General features: G+C 40.5%; 14 protein-coding genes. 7 read left to right on the forward strand and 7 right to left on the reverse strand.

The features are described from left to right. Nucleotides 1–9: 9 nt before the first annotated feature. The 3 genes from mce to Q7A53_RS02270 all read left to right on the forward strand — a co-directional run bounded on the left by mce (nucleotide 10) and on the right by Q7A53_RS02270 (nucleotide 3,571). The gene (gene mce, locus Q7A53_RS02260) at nucleotides 10–822 is read left to right on the forward strand and encodes a methylmalonyl-CoA epimerase (protein ID WP_411787483.1); all 813 of its coding nucleotides are present in this window, start codon (nucleotides 10–12) and stop codon (nucleotides 820–822) included. A gap of 7 nt (nucleotides 823–829) precedes the next feature. Then, entirely contained in the window at nucleotides 830–2,371 is a 1,542-nt protein-coding gene (locus Q7A53_RS02265; RefSeq protein WP_411787484.1) for an acyl-CoA carboxylase subunit beta, read from the forward strand. A 72-nt stretch (nucleotides 2,372–2,443) separates the two neighbouring features. Beyond that, nucleotides 2,444–3,571: a M20/M25/M40 family metallo-hydrolase gene (locus Q7A53_RS02270; RefSeq protein WP_411787485.1), complete on the forward strand. Its 1,128-nt coding sequence runs from the start codon at nucleotides 2,444–2,446 to the stop codon at nucleotides 3,569–3,571. Nucleotides 3,572–3,792: 221 nt separating this feature from the next. Here the strand turns inward: Q7A53_RS02270 and Q7A53_RS02275 are convergent, their stop codons facing one another. Next, a complete protein-coding gene (locus Q7A53_RS02275; protein WP_411787486.1) occupies nucleotides 3,793–5,247 on the reverse strand; it encodes an MDR family MFS transporter in 1,455 nt (484 codons plus the stop codon). A gap of 434 nt (nucleotides 5,248–5,681) precedes the next feature. On the opposite strand from Q7A53_RS02275, the gene Q7A53_RS02280 reads away from it, so the two are divergent. From Q7A53_RS02280 to Q7A53_RS02295, 4 genes are all read left to right on the forward strand, one after another. Beyond that, nucleotides 5,682–6,485: an alpha/beta hydrolase family protein gene (locus Q7A53_RS02280; protein ID WP_411787487.1), complete on the forward strand. Its 804-nt coding sequence runs from the start codon at nucleotides 5,682–5,684 to the stop codon at nucleotides 6,483–6,485. A 13-nt stretch (nucleotides 6,486–6,498) separates the two neighbouring features. Beyond that, nucleotides 6,499–7,743 carry a DNA polymerase IV gene (locus Q7A53_RS02285; RefSeq protein ID WP_411787488.1) on the forward strand — a complete coding sequence of 415 codons (1,245 nt, stop codon included), beginning with the start codon at nucleotides 6,499–6,501 and terminating at the stop codon, nucleotides 7,741–7,743. Between the two features lie 277 nt (nucleotides 7,744–8,020). Continuing rightward, nucleotides 8,021–8,722 carry an ABC transporter ATP-binding protein gene (locus tag Q7A53_RS02290; protein WP_411787489.1) on the forward strand — a complete coding sequence of 234 codons (702 nt, stop codon included), beginning with the start codon at nucleotides 8,021–8,023 and terminating at the stop codon, nucleotides 8,720–8,722. Continuing rightward, nucleotides 8,719–10,971, forward strand: a complete 2,253-nt coding sequence (locus tag Q7A53_RS02295) for an ABC transporter permease (protein ID WP_411787490.1) — start codon at nucleotides 8,719–8,721, stop codon at nucleotides 10,969–10,971. Before Q7A53_RS02290 ends, Q7A53_RS02295 begins: the two co-directional genes overlap by 4 nt. Before the next feature lie 48 nt (nucleotides 10,972–11,019). On the opposite strand, the gene Q7A53_RS02300 is transcribed toward Q7A53_RS02295, so the two are convergent. The 6 genes from Q7A53_RS02300 to Q7A53_RS02325 form a co-directional block, all read right to left on the reverse strand. After that, nucleotides 11,020–12,381, reverse strand: a complete 1,362-nt coding sequence (locus Q7A53_RS02300; RefSeq protein ID WP_411787491.1) for an aldehyde dehydrogenase — start codon at nucleotides 12,379–12,381, stop codon at nucleotides 11,020–11,022. 14 nt (nucleotides 12,382–12,395) lie between these two features. Then, the gene (gene rnz, locus Q7A53_RS02305) at nucleotides 12,396–13,322 is read right to left on the reverse strand and encodes a ribonuclease Z (RefSeq protein WP_411787492.1); all 927 of its coding nucleotides are present in this window, start codon (nucleotides 13,320–13,322) and stop codon (nucleotides 12,396–12,398) included. A gap of 161 nt (nucleotides 13,323–13,483) precedes the next feature. Continuing rightward, complete coding sequence (gene namA, locus Q7A53_RS02310; RefSeq protein ID WP_411787493.1) at nucleotides 13,484–14,500, reverse strand: NADPH dehydrogenase NamA; 1,017 nt, start codon at nucleotides 14,498–14,500, stop codon at nucleotides 13,484–13,486. Between the two features lie 3 nt (nucleotides 14,501–14,503). Further along, nucleotides 14,504–15,490, reverse strand: a complete 987-nt coding sequence (locus Q7A53_RS02315) for a glycosyltransferase family 2 protein (RefSeq protein ID WP_411787494.1) — start codon at nucleotides 15,488–15,490, stop codon at nucleotides 14,504–14,506. Then, nucleotides 15,436–15,660, reverse strand: coding sequence for a glycosyltransferase family 2 protein (locus Q7A53_RS02320; RefSeq protein WP_411787495.1), 225 nt, complete (start codon nucleotides 15,658–15,660; stop codon nucleotides 15,436–15,438). Before Q7A53_RS02320 ends, Q7A53_RS02315 begins: the two co-directional genes overlap by 55 nt. Before the next feature lie 4 nt (nucleotides 15,661–15,664). Further along, nucleotides 15,665–16,411, reverse strand: a complete 747-nt coding sequence (locus Q7A53_RS02325; protein WP_411787496.1) for a glycerophosphodiester phosphodiesterase — start codon at nucleotides 16,409–16,411, stop codon at nucleotides 15,665–15,667. Nucleotides 16,412–16,418: the final 7 nt, after the last annotated feature.

A 16,418-nucleotide genomic window follows, 5' to 3' on the forward strand; every position in this document is an offset into this window, starting at 1 on the left:
GTGACCAAGATGAAACCGATTCGTGTACTGATCGCTAAACCAGGATTAGATGGCCATGATCGAGGAGCTCTCATTATTGCACAAGCATTAAGAGATCATGGTATGGAAGTTATATATACGGGGCTGCGCCAATCAGCAGTTCAAATAGCTGCAGCAGCTATCCAAGAAGATGTAGACGTTGTAGGTTTATCCTCGCTGTCTGGTGCCCATAAATCTCTATTTCCTAAAGTAGTGGAAGCACTGGCAAGTAAGGGTGCAGATGACATACCCGTAATTGGAGGAGGAGTAATCCCGGCAGAGGATATTCCATTTCTCGAGGGAAAAGGGGTTAAGAAAATATTCACCAGTGGTTCTCCTACTGATGCCATCGCCATTTACATTAAGCAGATGATGAATAAAGAAACGATCACACCTCCTAAGAAAATCAATCATATTGGAATCGCAGTAGAGAATATTGAATTGGCACTTCCTTTTTACCAGCATGCATTAGGATTAACCATTGATGCTGTGGAAGAAGTGGATTCTGAACAAGTAAGAGTGGCTTTTCTTAAAATTGGCGAGACTAGAATCGAGCTGCTGGAGCCTACAAGTGAAGAATCGGCCATCCGTAAGTTTATGAATAAACGAGGAGAAGGGATTCATCACATTGCCTTAGAAGTGGATGATATTGATACAAGAGTTAAGCAATATCATCAGCAGGAAATAACGATGATCCATGATCAGCCAAAACAAGGGGCACACAATAGCCTTATCGCTTTCATTCACCCTAAATCATCCAACGGCGTACTTTATGAACTGTGCCAGCCGGAAAAAAAGGAGTAATCTAGTTATGGATATTTACGATAAAATCAGTGAATTATACGATAAACGCCGCAGAGTTCAGCTTGGAGGCGGAGACGAGAGAATTGATAAACAACATGAGAAAGGAAAATGGACAGCTCGGGAGCGAATTGATTATTTAGTTGATGAAGGAAGTTTTATCGAATTAAATCCGTTTATTGAGCATCGTCATGAAGACCTTGGTGTTAAGGAAGCTCCAGGTGAAGGAGTAGTCACAGGTTTCGGTAAAATAAATGGACGGGATATTTACTTGTTTGCTCAGGACTTCACTGTATTTGGAGGGGCACTAGGTGAAATGCATGGCAAAAAAATTGCCGCCGTTATGGATTTAGCCGCTAAAAACGGGACACCATTTATTGGACTGAATGACTCTGGGGGAGCAAGGATTCAAGAAGGAGTTTCTTCGCTGGATGGTTACGGGCAAGTGTTTTACCGTAATTCCATTTATTCAGGAGTTATCCCGCAAATTTCAGTTATTATGGGGCCTTGTGCTGGCGGTGCCGTTTATTCACCGGCGATTACTGACTTTGTAATTATGGTAGAAGAATCTTCTCAAATGTTCATAACGGGTCCGAAAGTGATCGAAACCGTGACAGGAGAACAAATTTCTTCCGAGGATTTAGGAGGAGCAGCTGTTCATAATACGTTGAGCGGGAATGCACATTTAAAAACGAAAGATGAAGCTTCTGCGCTGGATGCAGTTAAAGATCTAGTCAGTTACCTGCCTTCAAGCAGTCGCGATAAGGCTCCTCATTTAGAAACGGAAGATTCAGATGATTATCGCCCTGATCTAACCGACAAAATCCCATTCGATCCGATTCGACCTTATGATGTCAGGTCTATTATCGATGAAGTAGTTGATGCAGAGTCATTCTTTGAAATACATAAAGACTTTGCAAAAAATATTGTGGTTGGTTTTGCTCGTCTTAAAGGAAAGACGATCGGCCTTGTTTGTAACCAGCCGAAATATATGGCAGGGGGATTAGATATCGACTCCAGCGATAAAGCCGCCCGTTTTATCCGCTTCTGTGATTCATTTAATATTCCTATTATTACTTTTGAAGATGTGACAGGATTCTTCCCGGGAGTTAAACAAGAGCATGGAGGAATCATCCGGCATGGGGCAAAGATCCTCTACGCTTATTCGGAAGCAACCGTACCTAAGCTGACAGTAATTACTCGTAAAGCCTACGGTGGGGCTTATGTGGCATTAAACAGTAAATCGATAGGTGCGGATCTCGTTTATGCTTGGCCGAATGCGGAAATAGCCGTCATGGGTCCAGAAGGTGCAGCTAATATCATTTTTGCTAAAGAAATAAAAGAAAGTGACCACCCTGAAGAAGTAAGAAAAGGGAAGATTGATGAATACCGTGAAAAGTTTGCCAACCCTTATGTGGCTGCGGGGCTTGGAATGGTAGATGACGTCATTGATCCAAGAGAAACGAGGGCGACGCTAATAAAAGCGTTAGATATGCTGAAAAATAAAACAGAGGACCGACCATACAAAAAGCATGGAAATATACCACTCTAATTGACACGTCAAGCTAGTTCAGCTAACGTACTAAGAGGAAAGGTACTGACAGTTAAAGGAGGAAGAAGATTCATGGTTACAATTAATAAAGATCGTCTCATTGAAGAATTTATCGAGCTCGTTAAAGTGGATTCTGAAACTAAAAATGAAGCAAATATTTCAGAAGTTTTAAAAGATAAATTTACTAGTCTTGGAGTAGAGGTATCCGAGGATAATGCCAAAGAGATTACTGGGCATGGGGCAAATAATTTAATTTGCAGCCTTAAAGGCACCAAAGACTCAGCAGATCCTATTTACTTTACTTCTCATATGGATACAGTAGTACCAGGTAATGGGATAACTCCTTCTATCAAAGATGGATATATTGTTACAGACGGTACAACGATCCTTGGAGCAGATGATAAAGCGGGTGTAGCTGCCATTTTGGAAGCGATTCGTTCGATTCAGGAACAAAAGCTCGAACATGGTGATTTGCAATTTATCATTACAGTTGGAGAAGAAAGCGGACTTGTAGGGGCAAAAGCTTTAAATCCTGAAGACTTGAAAGCCAAATATGGATACGCCATTGATAGTGATGGACAAGTAGGGAACATCATTATTGCTGCACCAACTCAGGCGAAACTGAATGCTGTCGTTAAAGGAAAAACTGCTCATGCTGGAGTGGCCCCTGAAAAGGGTGTTTCAGCAATTACACTGGCTTCAAAAGCGATTGCTAAAATGCCTTTAGGTCGTATAGATGATGAAACTACTGCTAACATTGGGCGTTTTGAAGGCGGAAAACAAACAAATATTGTTTGTGACCATGTTGAAATTCTTGCAGAAGCGCGCTCGCTCGTTCCAGAAAAAATGGAAGCTCAAGTAGAAAAAATGAAAAAAGCTTTTTATGATACGGCAGAGGAAATGGGCGGAGAAGTCGATATTCAAGTGGATATTATGTATCCAGGCTTTAAACAAAAAGCCGGGGACCAGGTGGTAGAAATAGCTCGTGCAGCTGCTAAAAGAATTGGCAGAGAAAGTGAACTGTTAACGAGCGGCGGCGGAAGTGACGCTAATGTAATCGCTGGTCATGGTATTCCAACAGTAAATCTGTCTGTAGGATATGAAGAAATCCATACAACAAATGAACGTATCTCTGTAGCAGAACTGGAAAAAATAGCAGAATTTGTTGCCGCGATTATAGAAGAAGCAGCTAATCAATAAAGGAACGAGAAGCATAAAACCCGAATCTGGAGTAAACCAGGTTCGGGTTTTACTTTTTGGTAAAGGGAGTACTGGTTGGCTTAATTTTCTAATTTAATCTCCTCAAAACCATAGGTGGATTTATGAACAACGAGTCTGAATTCTTTTTATTTAATATTAGGATGATTCACGTGCCGTTATTTAGAAATAGCTTTGCTAATTAAAAACTTTAAAGCTGATACTTATAAATTTTCTGCCTTCTTGTACGGCTGTTCTCTATCTGATCTTTCCTCTTCTTCCTCCAGTGGAGGCGAGGTTTTCTTAATGAAAAAGGAAAGGATAATTCCTATAAACGACAACACGGTAATGACAAAAAATGCGACATTAACTCCATGAATTCCAGGGTAGTCTATGGATGAATCATGGGTGGCTTGTTCCGTAGTAGTGGTCATGACCGTTACTAAAATGGCCGTGCCTATCGAAGCTGCGACTTGACGCATTGTATTACTCATAGCCGCCCCGTGAGGAATGAGCTTGTTCGGCAATTGATTTAATCCTGCAGTAGTAACCGGCATCATGACCATAGACAATCCCAGCATCCGAATACCATATAAAACGGTTATAAACGTAAAGGTGGTGGTAGGATTTAGGTTGGAAAAGACTAGCGATGTGCCAGTAATCAGGGTTAATCCAATAATCGCGAGCCACCTAGCTCCAATTTTATCAAAGATTCTTCCAGTAATCGGAGACATAAATCCGCTAACTAAGGCACCGGGCAAAATCGCCAGTCCTGATTCCATTGCTGTAAAGTCCCTCATATTCTGCATATAAAGCGGGATTAATGTTTCAGAGCCAATTAGACCCATAAAGCAAATCATCCCAAGAACCGTTGTGATAGAAAAGACAGCATTTTTAAATACTCGGAACTCGAGCATTGGATGGGACATTTTTAATTGACGGAAGATGAATAGAACCAAACCGAGAATACCTACCCCAATCGACAGCAAGGTCCGGATATTCTCCCAGCCAAAATTACCTGCACAAGTAAAACCATAAAGTAATCCGCCAAATCCAAGAGTAGACATGATGATAGAGGGAATATCTACTTTCGGATACGTGAGTTCTGTTACATTACGTAAGACAAACCAGGCAATTATAATATCTATAATAGCGATGGGTAAAATAATCAGGAATAATACTCTCCAAGAGTAATTGGCCGTAACCCATCCAGATAAAGCCGGCCCGATTGCAGGAGCAAAAGAAATGACTAGGCCAATCAACCCCATGGCAGCTCCACGTTTATTTACTGGAAAGATTAATAAAAATACAGTTTGCATGAGCGGAAGCATAATTCCTGCCCCGCTGGATTGTATAATTCTTCCTAATAATAAAATTTGAAAATTTGGAGCTATGGCTCCTATAACCGTCCCAATGACGAAAATACTCATGGCTGAAATAAACAGTTGTCTAGTAGTAAATCTTTCGATCAGAAAGGCACTTATTGGGATCATAATCCCGTTGACCAGCATAAATACGGTGGTCAGCCATTGAGCGGTGTTCGCTGAAATATGCATTTCTTTCATTATAGGCGGGATTGCTGTAATCATTAGGGTTTGGTTTAATATGGTAATAAATGCTCCTGCAAGCAGCAAGGAAGCAATTAAAACTTTGCTATAGGACTGGGTGCCGTTAGTCATCTAAAATTACCTCCTTACTTCTTCTGAATCTAGTCAGACTTGAACAATAAAGTTTCGTTTATGTTTCAATCCATTTACATGGACACGTGGGTAGCGAAGGTTTTAAAGTTATATAAACAAGCATTCACTTATTTCAGTTTTTCTTTACACGTTTGATAGCTGTTAGCAGAAGTGAAGCTTCTCAATTTTAACTGGTAGATCAACCGTGCTGACGTGCTGGATGAAAATAAAATATAACACACTTGCTTTACCATTTATAAGATTATACGTGGAGGCAGTTACGCTTACAAACATAATGCCTAGGGTTTGAAAAAATGAGTCGATTTGCTGAACAAGAAGCCTCTTGTCACGTACCCAAAGAATAAACCTAGTATCTGAGCGTGAGAGTTGAAGATGACTTTCTATAATCTTTTACTAGAAAGGGGGATAAAAAGGTGGCATTTGTAAAATTTAAAGATATTTGTGGTGACTTATTTATTCCAGCACCACACAAAAATAATAAAGCGGCCATTCTCTGGCTGCCTGGGCTGCCTAACAAACCCAGCGTGGAAGACATGGGACAGCCACTTGCTGACTTAGGATTTACAATTCTTCAATTGCGCTATCCAGGTAATTGGGAGAGCAAGGGAACTTTTGGTCCTTCCACCTCATTAGAAGGCGCCATACAAGGACTGGAATTATTAGCAAGCGGGGAAAGTTGCGATCAACTTGAGAAGAAGGATGTTCAATGGAATATTGATCGTATATTCATTGCAGGAAATAGTTATGGTGGAGCTATAGCACTCTCTGCCCTGGCAAACACCAGTTTAGCAGAAGGGGCTGTTTGTTTTTGTCCTTTACTAGAGCCTCATTTACAAAATGTCCATAAGAATGAGGAAGACCTTCATTCTCTTTATTCCTTTATAACTAAAGAACATTCCGCAGATTACAGGGGCTTTAATGAGCAGGAGTGGGGGAGTTTTATGGACGGGAACCATCAGGCCAATCCGAGTCAATATATTGAGCAGTTGAAAGACGAACCGATCCTGTTCATCCACGGAGCAAGTGATACGAGTATCCTTCCACACCATACGATAGATTTCTTTCATAAACTTACAGAAGCAGGCTCATGTGCTGCTGAACTGAAGATAGTAGAGGGCAAGGGCCATGGAAATGGTTTAAGAAAGGCAACTACAGAAATATGGACGGAGTGGCTGTTCAATAATCATGGTATAATAAAGGAACAACCGTTCGAATAAAGGAAGGATTCTAGTGTCAAAATGGTACCCTAAAAACGGCAGGGTTATTTTTCATGTCGATATGAACAGCTTTTATGCTTCAGTAGAGATGGCTTTTAATCCTGAATTAAAAGGAAAACCGCTGGCAATCGCCGGTAATCCGGAAGAACGCCGGGGAATTGTGGTGACGAGCAGTTATGAAGCAAGAAAGTTTGGAGTAAAAACAACAATGCCAGTCGGGGAAGCCAGGAGGCTTTGTCCCAACCTGCTTGTCTTGAAACCAACATTTGAAAGATACCGAACTGCCTCTAAAGAAATGTTTAAGATTCTTTCAGAAGTCACGGAGTTAGTGCAGCCTGTTTCCATTGATGAAGGGTATATGGACATTACAGGATGCGCCGAACAAGGAGCTCCGCCAGAAATAGCTGAAAGAATTCAACAGAAAATATTCACAGAACTGGACTTGCCTTGCAGTATAGGAATTGCTCCAAATAAATTTTTAGCCAAGATGGCTTCAGATATGAAGAAACCGATGGGGATTACAATTCTAAGAAAAAGGGATTTAGACAAAAAGCTTTGGCCGCTTCCTATCGAAGAAATGTATGGCGTGGGTGAAAAAACTGCTCTTAAACTAAGAAAATTAGGAGTGAAAACAATTGGAGATCTTGCCCATCATTCTGTATTAGAATTAAAACAAGTACTGGGGATAAATGGGGAAAGACTGCAAAATCGTTCAAATGGAATCGATAATAGAGAAGTAGACCCTGATGCTGTCCATGAATTTAAAAGTATCGGCACGTCCACCACCCTGCCTCATGATACAACAGATGAAACAGAGATTCGCCAGGTTCTGCGCAGACTTTCACGGAAAGTAGAGAGCCGGATGAATAATAAGAAGGTGCTAAGCCGTAATATCCAATTAATGATACGGTATTACGATCGTAAAACAGTGACAAGAAGTAAGCAGCTGCACGATTTTATTGCTACGGCTGATGAGTTATATAATGCTGCCCTTCTTCAGTTTGATACCCACTGGAACCAAGAACCAGTAAGACTGCTTGGTATAACGGCACAGGATCTTGCGGAAAAATCAGAAATTACCCAGCAGCTTGATTTATTTAATTATGAAGAATATGCAGGTAAGGAGAAGTTGTACAAAGCGATTGATGATCTAACAGAGAAATACGGTCATAATCCATTTCAAAAGATAAATCTCCCCGGAGACAGTCAAGTAACTACCAGTTTTCAGAAGGATTTCTTAGATGATTTTAAGAAATAACTCCTCTTGTTTGCTGTATTCTGTTTAAAACGGCAGGGAAAAATTATCAGAAAACCCGGACCATTACCATTGGTTCGGGTTTTCTGTGTTTGACTATAAATGGAAAATTGCAGCAGAGTTTTCATCTGGTAGCAGGATTCCATATGATGAGAAATGAAATATTTAAATGGAAATATTTCAAAAAATATTGTGCATCCCTCGGGGTTATAGTAAGATAAAGTAAGAAATGAAATAATTTTATTATAATATTTCAAAACTTCGACTGGAGATGATGGTTATGGCTATTAAAGTGTCCAACGTCCAAAAAACTTATCAGAGCGGTGAGGTAGCGATTCATGCCTTAAGGAATGCCTCCTTAACCATACCAGATCGTGAAATTGTAACGATACTCGGTCCGTCCGGTTCTGGAAAATCTACTCTACTAAATGTGATCGGTGGTATTGATGGCTTCGACAAAGGATCAATTGAGATTGCTGGAAGTAAACTTGAGGAATTAAACAATCATCAATTAACGGAGTTTAGAAGAAAGCACATTGGGTTTATTTTTCAGCAGTATAACTTAATTCCTGCGCTTACTGTAGAAGAAAATATAGAGGTAGGCAAGGAATTAAGTACTAGTCCGCTTGATATGAAAGAGATACTGGAAAAAGTAGGGATGCTTGACAAAAAGGATAAATTTCCTTACCAGCTGAGCGGGGGGGAGCAGCAAAGAGCAGCCATTGCACGTGCCCTAATTAAAAACCCTGAGTTCTTATTGTGTGATGAACCAACTGGTGCTTTGGATGAAGATACAGGGAAGAATATTCTCCATTTGTTAAAATTTGTTAATCAAACTTTTGGGCGAACGGTACTGATCATTACTCATAATCAGGGAATAGGGGAGATGGCTCATCGAGTAATCCGCATGAAAAGTGGAGAGATCATTGAAACTGATGAAAATGAAACACCTATCGACCCAGAGAGGGTGACTTGGGCATGATACTCCGTAAAACAATACCCAGAACAATTAAAGAAAAGAAATTTCAATATGTCGGAGTTACTATACTTCTCGTCCTTGCGGTAATGTTGTATGTTTCGATGTCCATGGCAATTACAACTTTGGACAAAAGAAATCAGCAGTTCTCAGAAAAATATAACCAGGAAAGCTTTCATTTTTTAACGGGATCTCCACTATCTCAAGTCCAATTACAAAGGCTGGAAGATCAATATTCCTTAACACTCGAAGCAAGGAAGTATCAGGACATTTCGCTTGGAAAGGATACTACACTGCGAATTTTAAGTGAAACACAATCGATTAACATTCCCTATATATCGGAAGGAAGTATGCCGAAGAAGCGGGGAGAAGTTGCTTTGGCTAAGATGTTTGCTCAGAAGAATGGGTACGAAATTGGCGACTCCATTGAAATGAATGGAGTAAAAGGAAAAGTAACTGGATATGTGTATCTTCCAGATTATATTTATATGATTAAACAGCAGTACGACCTCCTTAGTAACGCGAATGAGTTTGGAATAGGAGTAGCCAGTGAAGAAACTTTTCAGCATCTGTCTGGTTCTGCTCATACAGAAGTATTGGGATGGAATAAAGAGGATAAGATACCTTCAGGTTTCACTCAAGAGGTTCAGAATAATACCCCGATACTGCAGTTTGTTGCAAGGGAGGATAATTCAAGAATCCAGTTTGTAGAATCAGAAATTAACGGGGCAAGCACGACAATTTCCTCTCTCTCTTTATTTATTTTAGCTCTTTCTGTGGCCATGATTCTGATGCTGATGAAACGGCGGTTAGATATGCAGAGAAAAGAAATAGGGACCTTATTAGCTTTAGGTTACCGAAAAAAAGAACTGCAGCTTCATTATCTAGGTTATGCGTGGTTTATTGGGCTTACAGGAAGTATATTGGGAATATTAGCTGGAGCGGGACTATCTGTACCCTTTTCAAATCTTTATTCGAATTATTTTAACTTGCCGCGTATTTCTTTGTTTGACTGGAGCCCGGCTGTACTCATCGTGGGTTTCATTATTCCAGTCGTATTACTAGTACTCTTAACCAGTATTGTGATATACCGTGCTCTTAATAAGGATCCTCTGACATTACTAAGACCAAAAGAAATGACCACAGGTAAAAAATCGTGGCTGGAGAAACTTCCATTTTTAAATTCTGGGTCTTTTATTCGACGATTTCGATTGAGATTGTTAGTGCGCAGTAAATCAAGAAGTTTTTATATATTTTTAGGAGTGATGTTTTCTACCCTCTTACTTTTCTTTGGTTTTATTAGTTTCCGATCGATGGACCAACTAGTAGATTCCACTTATCAGGATATCCAAACTTATAACTATGCCGTTCATTTTAAATCGTTGCAAACCGAAAAACTTTCCGACTCTCAAAGTCCTTTTGTTACATCCGAAATAACTGTTCATAATGAAAAGGACCAGGTTAAGGCAACGAGCTATGGCATAAAACCAACGACTGAGTATATCAAGCTGCTTAACGGCAGTCAGCGACTTAATGACCAGCTGAAGGACGGAGCAGTAGTTAGTCAGCCGCTCGCAGCTATTTTAAATTTACATGTCGGAGATCCTTTGACGATTGAGAATACGATTAATGAACAGAAATTAAAAACCAAGGTAACAGGAATTACTGATATTTATATTGGGAAGTCTATTTATTTGCCCTTATATGAGGAAAATGAATTTTTGGGCTATCCAAAGGGTTCTTATACAGGGGTGTGGCAGAATGAAAAGCCCAGGGTTACGGATGATGTATTTTTGGTCGAGGATAAACAGAAGGTAATTGACAGCTTTGAAGCTTCATCAGGGGCAACAAGATATTCCGTATTTGGAATGGCGGGTTTTGCTATAGTCATTGGAGTACTTGTATTAACTTTATTAACGAATTTAATTGTCGAGGAAAACTCTCCCTCGATTTCGCTCTTTAAAGTAATGGGCTTCCATGATAAAGAAATTTCAAAGTTAGTCTTAAATGTTTACACACCTATTGTATTTCTTTCATACTTTCTATCGATTCCTTTAGCTCTGTTTGGTCTGAATCAAATCTTTAATTCTATGGCAGAGCAAACAGGCTTTTTATTCCCAACTGAGATTACTTGGTGGATGGTCATCTTAGGTTTGGCGATTATCTGGATAACTTACTGGATATCATTAAGTTTATCCAAGAGAAAGTTAAAGCAGGTTTCTCTTCAAGAAGCATTAAAGAAGCAACAGGATTAGTGGCTGATCGGTATATTAGCAGGATGCCTGGAATTTCAGGCATCCTGTTTAACCTAACATCCTTTTAACGATGACAAGGCCGTATTTTGTACCTGGATAACGGAACTTCTGATCAAATTTAGTCGACTGACTGGTAATGCTTTTTTTATGGGTAAAGGTATCAAAGCTTGCCCGGCCATGATAACTGCCCATGCCGCTTGCCCCGACACCGCCAAATGGAAGGTAGGGATTAATAATATGGTAAAGCGTATCATTAATGCATCCGCCGCCAAAGGAGATGGAATCAGTAACTAAATGCTGATCGTTCTCGTTTTCACCAAAATAATACAGAGCAAGGGGTTTAGGCAGCTTATTCACCCGGGAGATCGGTTCGTTCAGTCTGCTATACGTAAGAATAGGAAGAACAGGACCGAATATTTCTTCTTGCATAACTTTATTTTCCCAGTTGACCCCGTCCATGACCGTGGGCTCTATTTTAGTGTTTCTTTCATCAAAATTTCCTCCGAACAGTATGTTCCCCTCACTTAAATACCTTTTCACGCGCAGAAAATGCTGCTGGTTCACTATTTTTACATACTGGTTATTCTCTAAAGGGTGAAGACCATAAAAATGTTGAATATACACTTTCATTTTAGAAAGCAAAAGATCCTTCACTTCTTCGTGGACGAATAAATAATCAGGAGCAATACAAGTCTGGCCCGCATTAGTGAACTTACCCCAAACAATTCTTTTGGCAGCTAAGTCCAGATCAGCATCTTTATGAACGATGGCAGGGCTTTTTCCTCCGAGTTCGAGAGTGACGGGGATCAGCTGCTTACTTGCCTGTTCCATAATGCTTCTGCCGACAGAAGTACTACCTGTGAAAAAAATGTAATCAAGAGGCTGAGCTAGTAATTGCTGAGTAATATGTTTATCCCCTTCCACTACGGCGATATATTGTTCAGGGAAATAGTGCTGGATCATCTTTTTGATTACCCAGGATACCATAGGAGTTAATTCTGAAGGCTTCAAAATGACCGTATTGCCAGCGGCGACCGCTCCTATTAACGGAGCAAGCGAAAGCTGAATGGGATAATTCCAAGGGGCAATAACTAATACCGTTCCTAATGGTTCTTTCATAATGTAATTGGTTGAACCGAAATGGGTGATCGGCGTCTTCACCTTTTCAGGGTGCATCCATTGTTTTAAATGTTTCATTTGTTCCCTAATTTCACTTTTAAGAAAGCCAATTTCGCTTGAATACGCTTCAAACTCTGACTTATTTAAGTCAAATTGAAGAGCACGGAGAATGGGATCTTCAAACGTTTCAAGCATTTTCTTTATTTTTTTTAATTGTTCCATACGAAATGAATAACTGCGAGTAAATCCTTCATTAAAGTATTGTTTCTGACTCCGAATTAATTCTTCCATAACTGCAGCTCCCCTTATGGTCTGGATGGAATAGGGTGAAGATAAAAGTCGTAAGCAAGAGTTGTATTAGGGAAAATTTCCTGTGCTTCCCGTTGCAGACGCTCTAATTCTTCTCCATGATATCTAGCAGATAAATGATTTAAAAGCAGTGTACTGACATTCGCATTTTTGGCTAAAGTTGCAGCCTGGGTAATCGTAGAGTGAAAGTAATCATGGGCCATCGCTTCTTCTTCTCCGGCGAACGTAGCTTCGTGGACGAGTACATCCGCTTCTTTAATCTTAGAATTCAAAGCAGGAAGGTACCTTGTATCACCTAATATAGCGAGTTTTCGGCCTTTTTTAGAAGGACCAGTTACCTCTTCACGATATATCGTTCTACCGTCATCGAGCGTTGTTTCATTCTGGCTTTTTATAATCTGATATAAAGGTCCGGGCTGTATACCTAGTTCCTTCAACTTGGCGGGCAGAAGTTCCCCGAGTTTATCCTTTTCCTGGATGACGTAGCCGAAGCTGTCGAGCCCATGGGCTAATTTAATAGCTTCTACACGAAATTGCTCATCTTCAAACAGCATGCCTTCTGTTATTTCTTTTATGGTTATGGGATATTTAAGCCTCGTGCCGCTAACTCTAAGACTGACTTCTATATATTCTTTTAATCCTTTAGGTCCGTAAACGGTTACAGGGGTTTGTCCTCCCTGAAAGGATCGGCTGCTCAATAGTCCGGGAAGTCCGTAAATATGATCGCCGTGCAAATGGGTAATGAATATTTTTTCTATTCGTCTCGGCCGCACATTCGTATGTAAAATTTGGTGCTGGGTTGCCTCTCCACAATCAAAAACCCAGGTCGTGCCTCTTTCTTCTAGTAAGCGAAGTACCAGGGAAGATACATTTCGATCCTTGGAAGGGACACCTGAACCTGTTCCTAAAAAGAATAGTTCCATAAGCCACACTCCTTTCCCATTATCATACCACCAGATTTCCTTGTTTTCACTTCAAAGCTTAAGAATGCATCAAACGAATATGTACCATCCATGATCCCGTTCTAGCAGCCAAAAAAAAGATGCCTTAGAAGCAGAAGCTGCTAAGACATCGATGACTAAGTTTACCACGCTCTTGTATATTGCCTTGGTCCTTCTATGTGATAGCCCATTTCATCAGCCGCTTGTTTTGGCCAATAAGGATTTCTTAATAGAGCTCTTGCTATAAAAATAAGATCTGCACGATCATTTTGCAATATTTCCTCCGCCTGGTTTCCTGTGGTGATGAGTCCGACAGCACCCGTGTCAATAGCGGCACCACGCTTAATTTCTTCAGCATAACGGATTTGATATCCAGGATAAGGTTCAATGCTTGCAGGTACCACGCCTCCGGAACTCACATCAATTAAATCTATCCCCATCTGTTTCATCTCTTTAGAGAAGTATATAAAATCATCCATCGTATTACCATCTTCATGGTATTCATTTCCAGAAACTCTTACAAAAAGGGGGCCGTTCCATACTTGTTGTACGGCTTCGATTACTTCCTTCAAGAGTTGGAAGCGATTTTCACGAGTTCCGCCATAGGCATCCGTTCTTTTATTGGTGAGCGGTGACAAAAATTGGTTAATTAAGTAACCGTGCGCAGCATGAAGTTCTATAACATCAAAGTTTGCTTTTTTTGCGCGTTCTGCTGCTTTTTGGAAAGCACTGACGGTGTCTTTGATGTCTTCTGTACTCATTTTTAAAGGTTCTTTGAATGATTCATTAAAGGCTATAGGACTAGGAGCATAGATGTTTCCGTTTAAATTAGCTTTTCTGCCGGCATGAGCAAGCTGAATACCTGCTTTAGCATCGTGACTATGCACGCCTTTAGTAATCTTAGAAAGTCCTTCTATGTGTTCGTCATCCCAAATACCAAGATCTTCATGGGAAATTCGGCCTTCAGGTTGAACAGCGGAGGCCTCAGTCATCACTAGACCAACTTGTCCAGCTGCACGACTTTCGTAATGGGCAAGGTGAAAGGGCTGAGCTTTACCGTCCTGATCATAGCTGGAATACATACACATAGGTGACATAACTATTCTGTTTTTAAGTGTGACACCTTTTACCGTATAGGAAGAGAAGAGTTGGTTCTTCAACGGTTAATCCTCCTTTGAATTCTTATAATACTGCTTCAATTCATGTAAGGGATATCGATTCCCTCTCCATTCAATTCCGCCTCTTATCCAAGTGAGAATTAAAGCTCTCATAAGCATATATACAAACAATAAGGCGTAAATCGGCTGCCCGGCAATGATAAATACGGAGCAGCGAGTGAGGGATTTTATTGCAATCGCATATAAACAAAATAACAAAAGGAGGTTCAGAGCGCTAATAATTTGAACCGAATGAAGAGAGGAGAATAGGAACACATAAGGAAGGAGCTGGGTCATGATTAAACAGATTACAGCAAACAACCCTCGCCACACAGAGTAATTTAATCCGGCGAAGGCATTTTTTTCAAACCCTTTAAAAGCAAGAGAAAGGCTGGGGTACCATTCAACTGATAAAGAATGAAGGCCAGTGGCGAGCCGCTGCTTGTAGCCAAAGCGCTTTACTCTTTCACCCAGCGCCAAGTCATCGTCAGGTCTGAATTTTAACTTTTCATGTCCCCCGATTCCCTGATAACAGGACCGTTTGATCAGTTGAAAAGCTCCAATTCCCATTCCTCCAGCAGTTTTTGAGCGATTAGCTGTCCAGGGACGTTTTAGTACACTAAAACCGAACAAAAAGTAAGAAATAAACCCCCTAAGGAGTAATGAGTTGGCGCGAAGATCTGGAGAAACGGTCAGGTGATCTGCCTGTTCTTTCTTTAAATAAGTCAGAGCTTTGCTGCAGGCGTTAGGGGTGAAGAGGATGTCGGCATCGGTAAACAGAAAATAATTCCCTTTTGCCTGTTCAACTCCTTTTGCCAAGGCATGATTTTTCCCAAGCCAACCCTCTGGCAGCGAATCAATATGAATAGTATGGATAGACGGATTCAGACGGGCTGTTTCTTCCATAATGGCCGCGGTATTATCATTCGAACGGTCGTTTACCGGATAATTTCTACTCTTACATTTTTTTGTGCCAGCAGCGAATCCAAACAATGCTGTATCGATTTTTCTTCATTTTTAGCAGCCAGGATTACCGTGATGAATTCAGAATGTGAAACATCAGGCTTCACAGTATCGATTGACAAGATTGTTTTAAATCCCAGCAGAAAATCGATGAATACCGCTGACCAGAAGAGCAAGAATAATGAATAAATTAGAAACATACCCTCAACCTTTTCGTTTCAGCCATTGATCGCGATACTCGATCGCTTGGTGGGGAACATCTGTAAAAATACCATTACAGCCTAACTGAAAACACTTTTTCATCATTGACGGTCTGTTAACCGTGTATATTCTCAGGTTCAAACGATTTTTCTGGCAATGTTTGACCAGCTTCTTGTCCAGTAATCGATGTTTGACATGGAGGGCATCTGCATCAATTGATTTCGCATAGCCGGGAAGATTTCTCATCTTTGTAGACGTAAGGAAAGCTGTTTCTACGGAAGGATTAATTTTCTTCATTCGGCAGAGAGTCTCAGCATTAAAGCTGGAAATAACAGTTCGTTCCAGTACTTGATGTCGCTTTAGACAATCATAAACAATTCTTTCTATATTTCGGTATTCAATCACATTTGTTTTTAATTCCACATTCAATACCATGGGCTGATGACGAAACCAGCGGAGAAATTCTTCAAGTGTTACAATATAGCTATCTGAATATTTTGAAGAAAACCAGCTTCCAGCATCTAAATGACGAAGCTCTGCATATGTATAATCTTGTACAAAGCCAGTCCCATTTGTGGTTCTTCTTAAGTTTTCATCATGGATAAGAATGGGGATATGATCTTTCGTCAGCTGGACATCTGTCTCGATCCCTTCTGCTCCAGCAGCCTTTGCTAATTCGAAAGCGGGCATTGTATTTTCAGGTGCTAATTTACTGGCACCTCGGTGGGCATAAATTAAGGTTTTCGTCAAAAAAGTT

The organism is Halobacillus rhizosphaerae, assembly GCF_046719735.1.
Classification (GTDB): domain Bacteria; phylum Bacillota; class Bacilli; order Bacillales; family Halobacillaceae; genus Halobacillus_B; species Halobacillus_B rhizosphaerae.

Excerpts from the sequence above, each read along its gene's own strand:
- mce (WP_411787483.1), top strand. The coding sequence starts at position 10 with ATGAAACCGATTCGTGTACTGATCGCTAAACCAGGATTAGATGGCCAT.
- rnz (WP_411787492.1), bottom strand. The coding sequence starts at position 13,322 with ATGGAACTATTCTTTTTAGGAACAGGTTCAGGTGTCCCTTCCAAGGAT.
- Q7A53_RS02265 (WP_411787484.1), top strand. The coding sequence starts at position 830 with ATGGATATTTACGATAAAATCAGTGAATTATACGATAAACGCCGCAGA.
- Q7A53_RS02270 (WP_411787485.1), top strand. The coding sequence starts at position 2,444 with ATGGTTACAATTAATAAAGATCGTCTCATTGAAGAATTTATCGAGCTC.
- Q7A53_RS02290 (WP_411787489.1), top strand. The coding sequence starts at position 8,021 with ATGGCTATTAAAGTGTCCAACGTCCAAAAAACTTATCAGAGCGGTGAG.
- Q7A53_RS02275 (WP_411787486.1), bottom strand. The coding sequence starts at position 5,247 with ATGACTAACGGCACCCAGTCCTATAGCAAAGTTTTAATTGCTTCCTTG.
- Q7A53_RS02320 (WP_411787495.1), bottom strand. The coding sequence starts at position 15,660 with ATGTTTCTAATTTATTCATTATTCTTGCTCTTCTGGTCAGCGGTATTC.
- Q7A53_RS02295 (WP_411787490.1), top strand. The coding sequence starts at position 8,719 with ATGATACTCCGTAAAACAATACCCAGAACAATTAAAGAAAAGAAATTT.
- Q7A53_RS02300 (WP_411787491.1), bottom strand. The coding sequence starts at position 12,381 with ATGGAAGAATTAATTCGGAGTCAGAAACAATACTTTAATGAAGGATTT.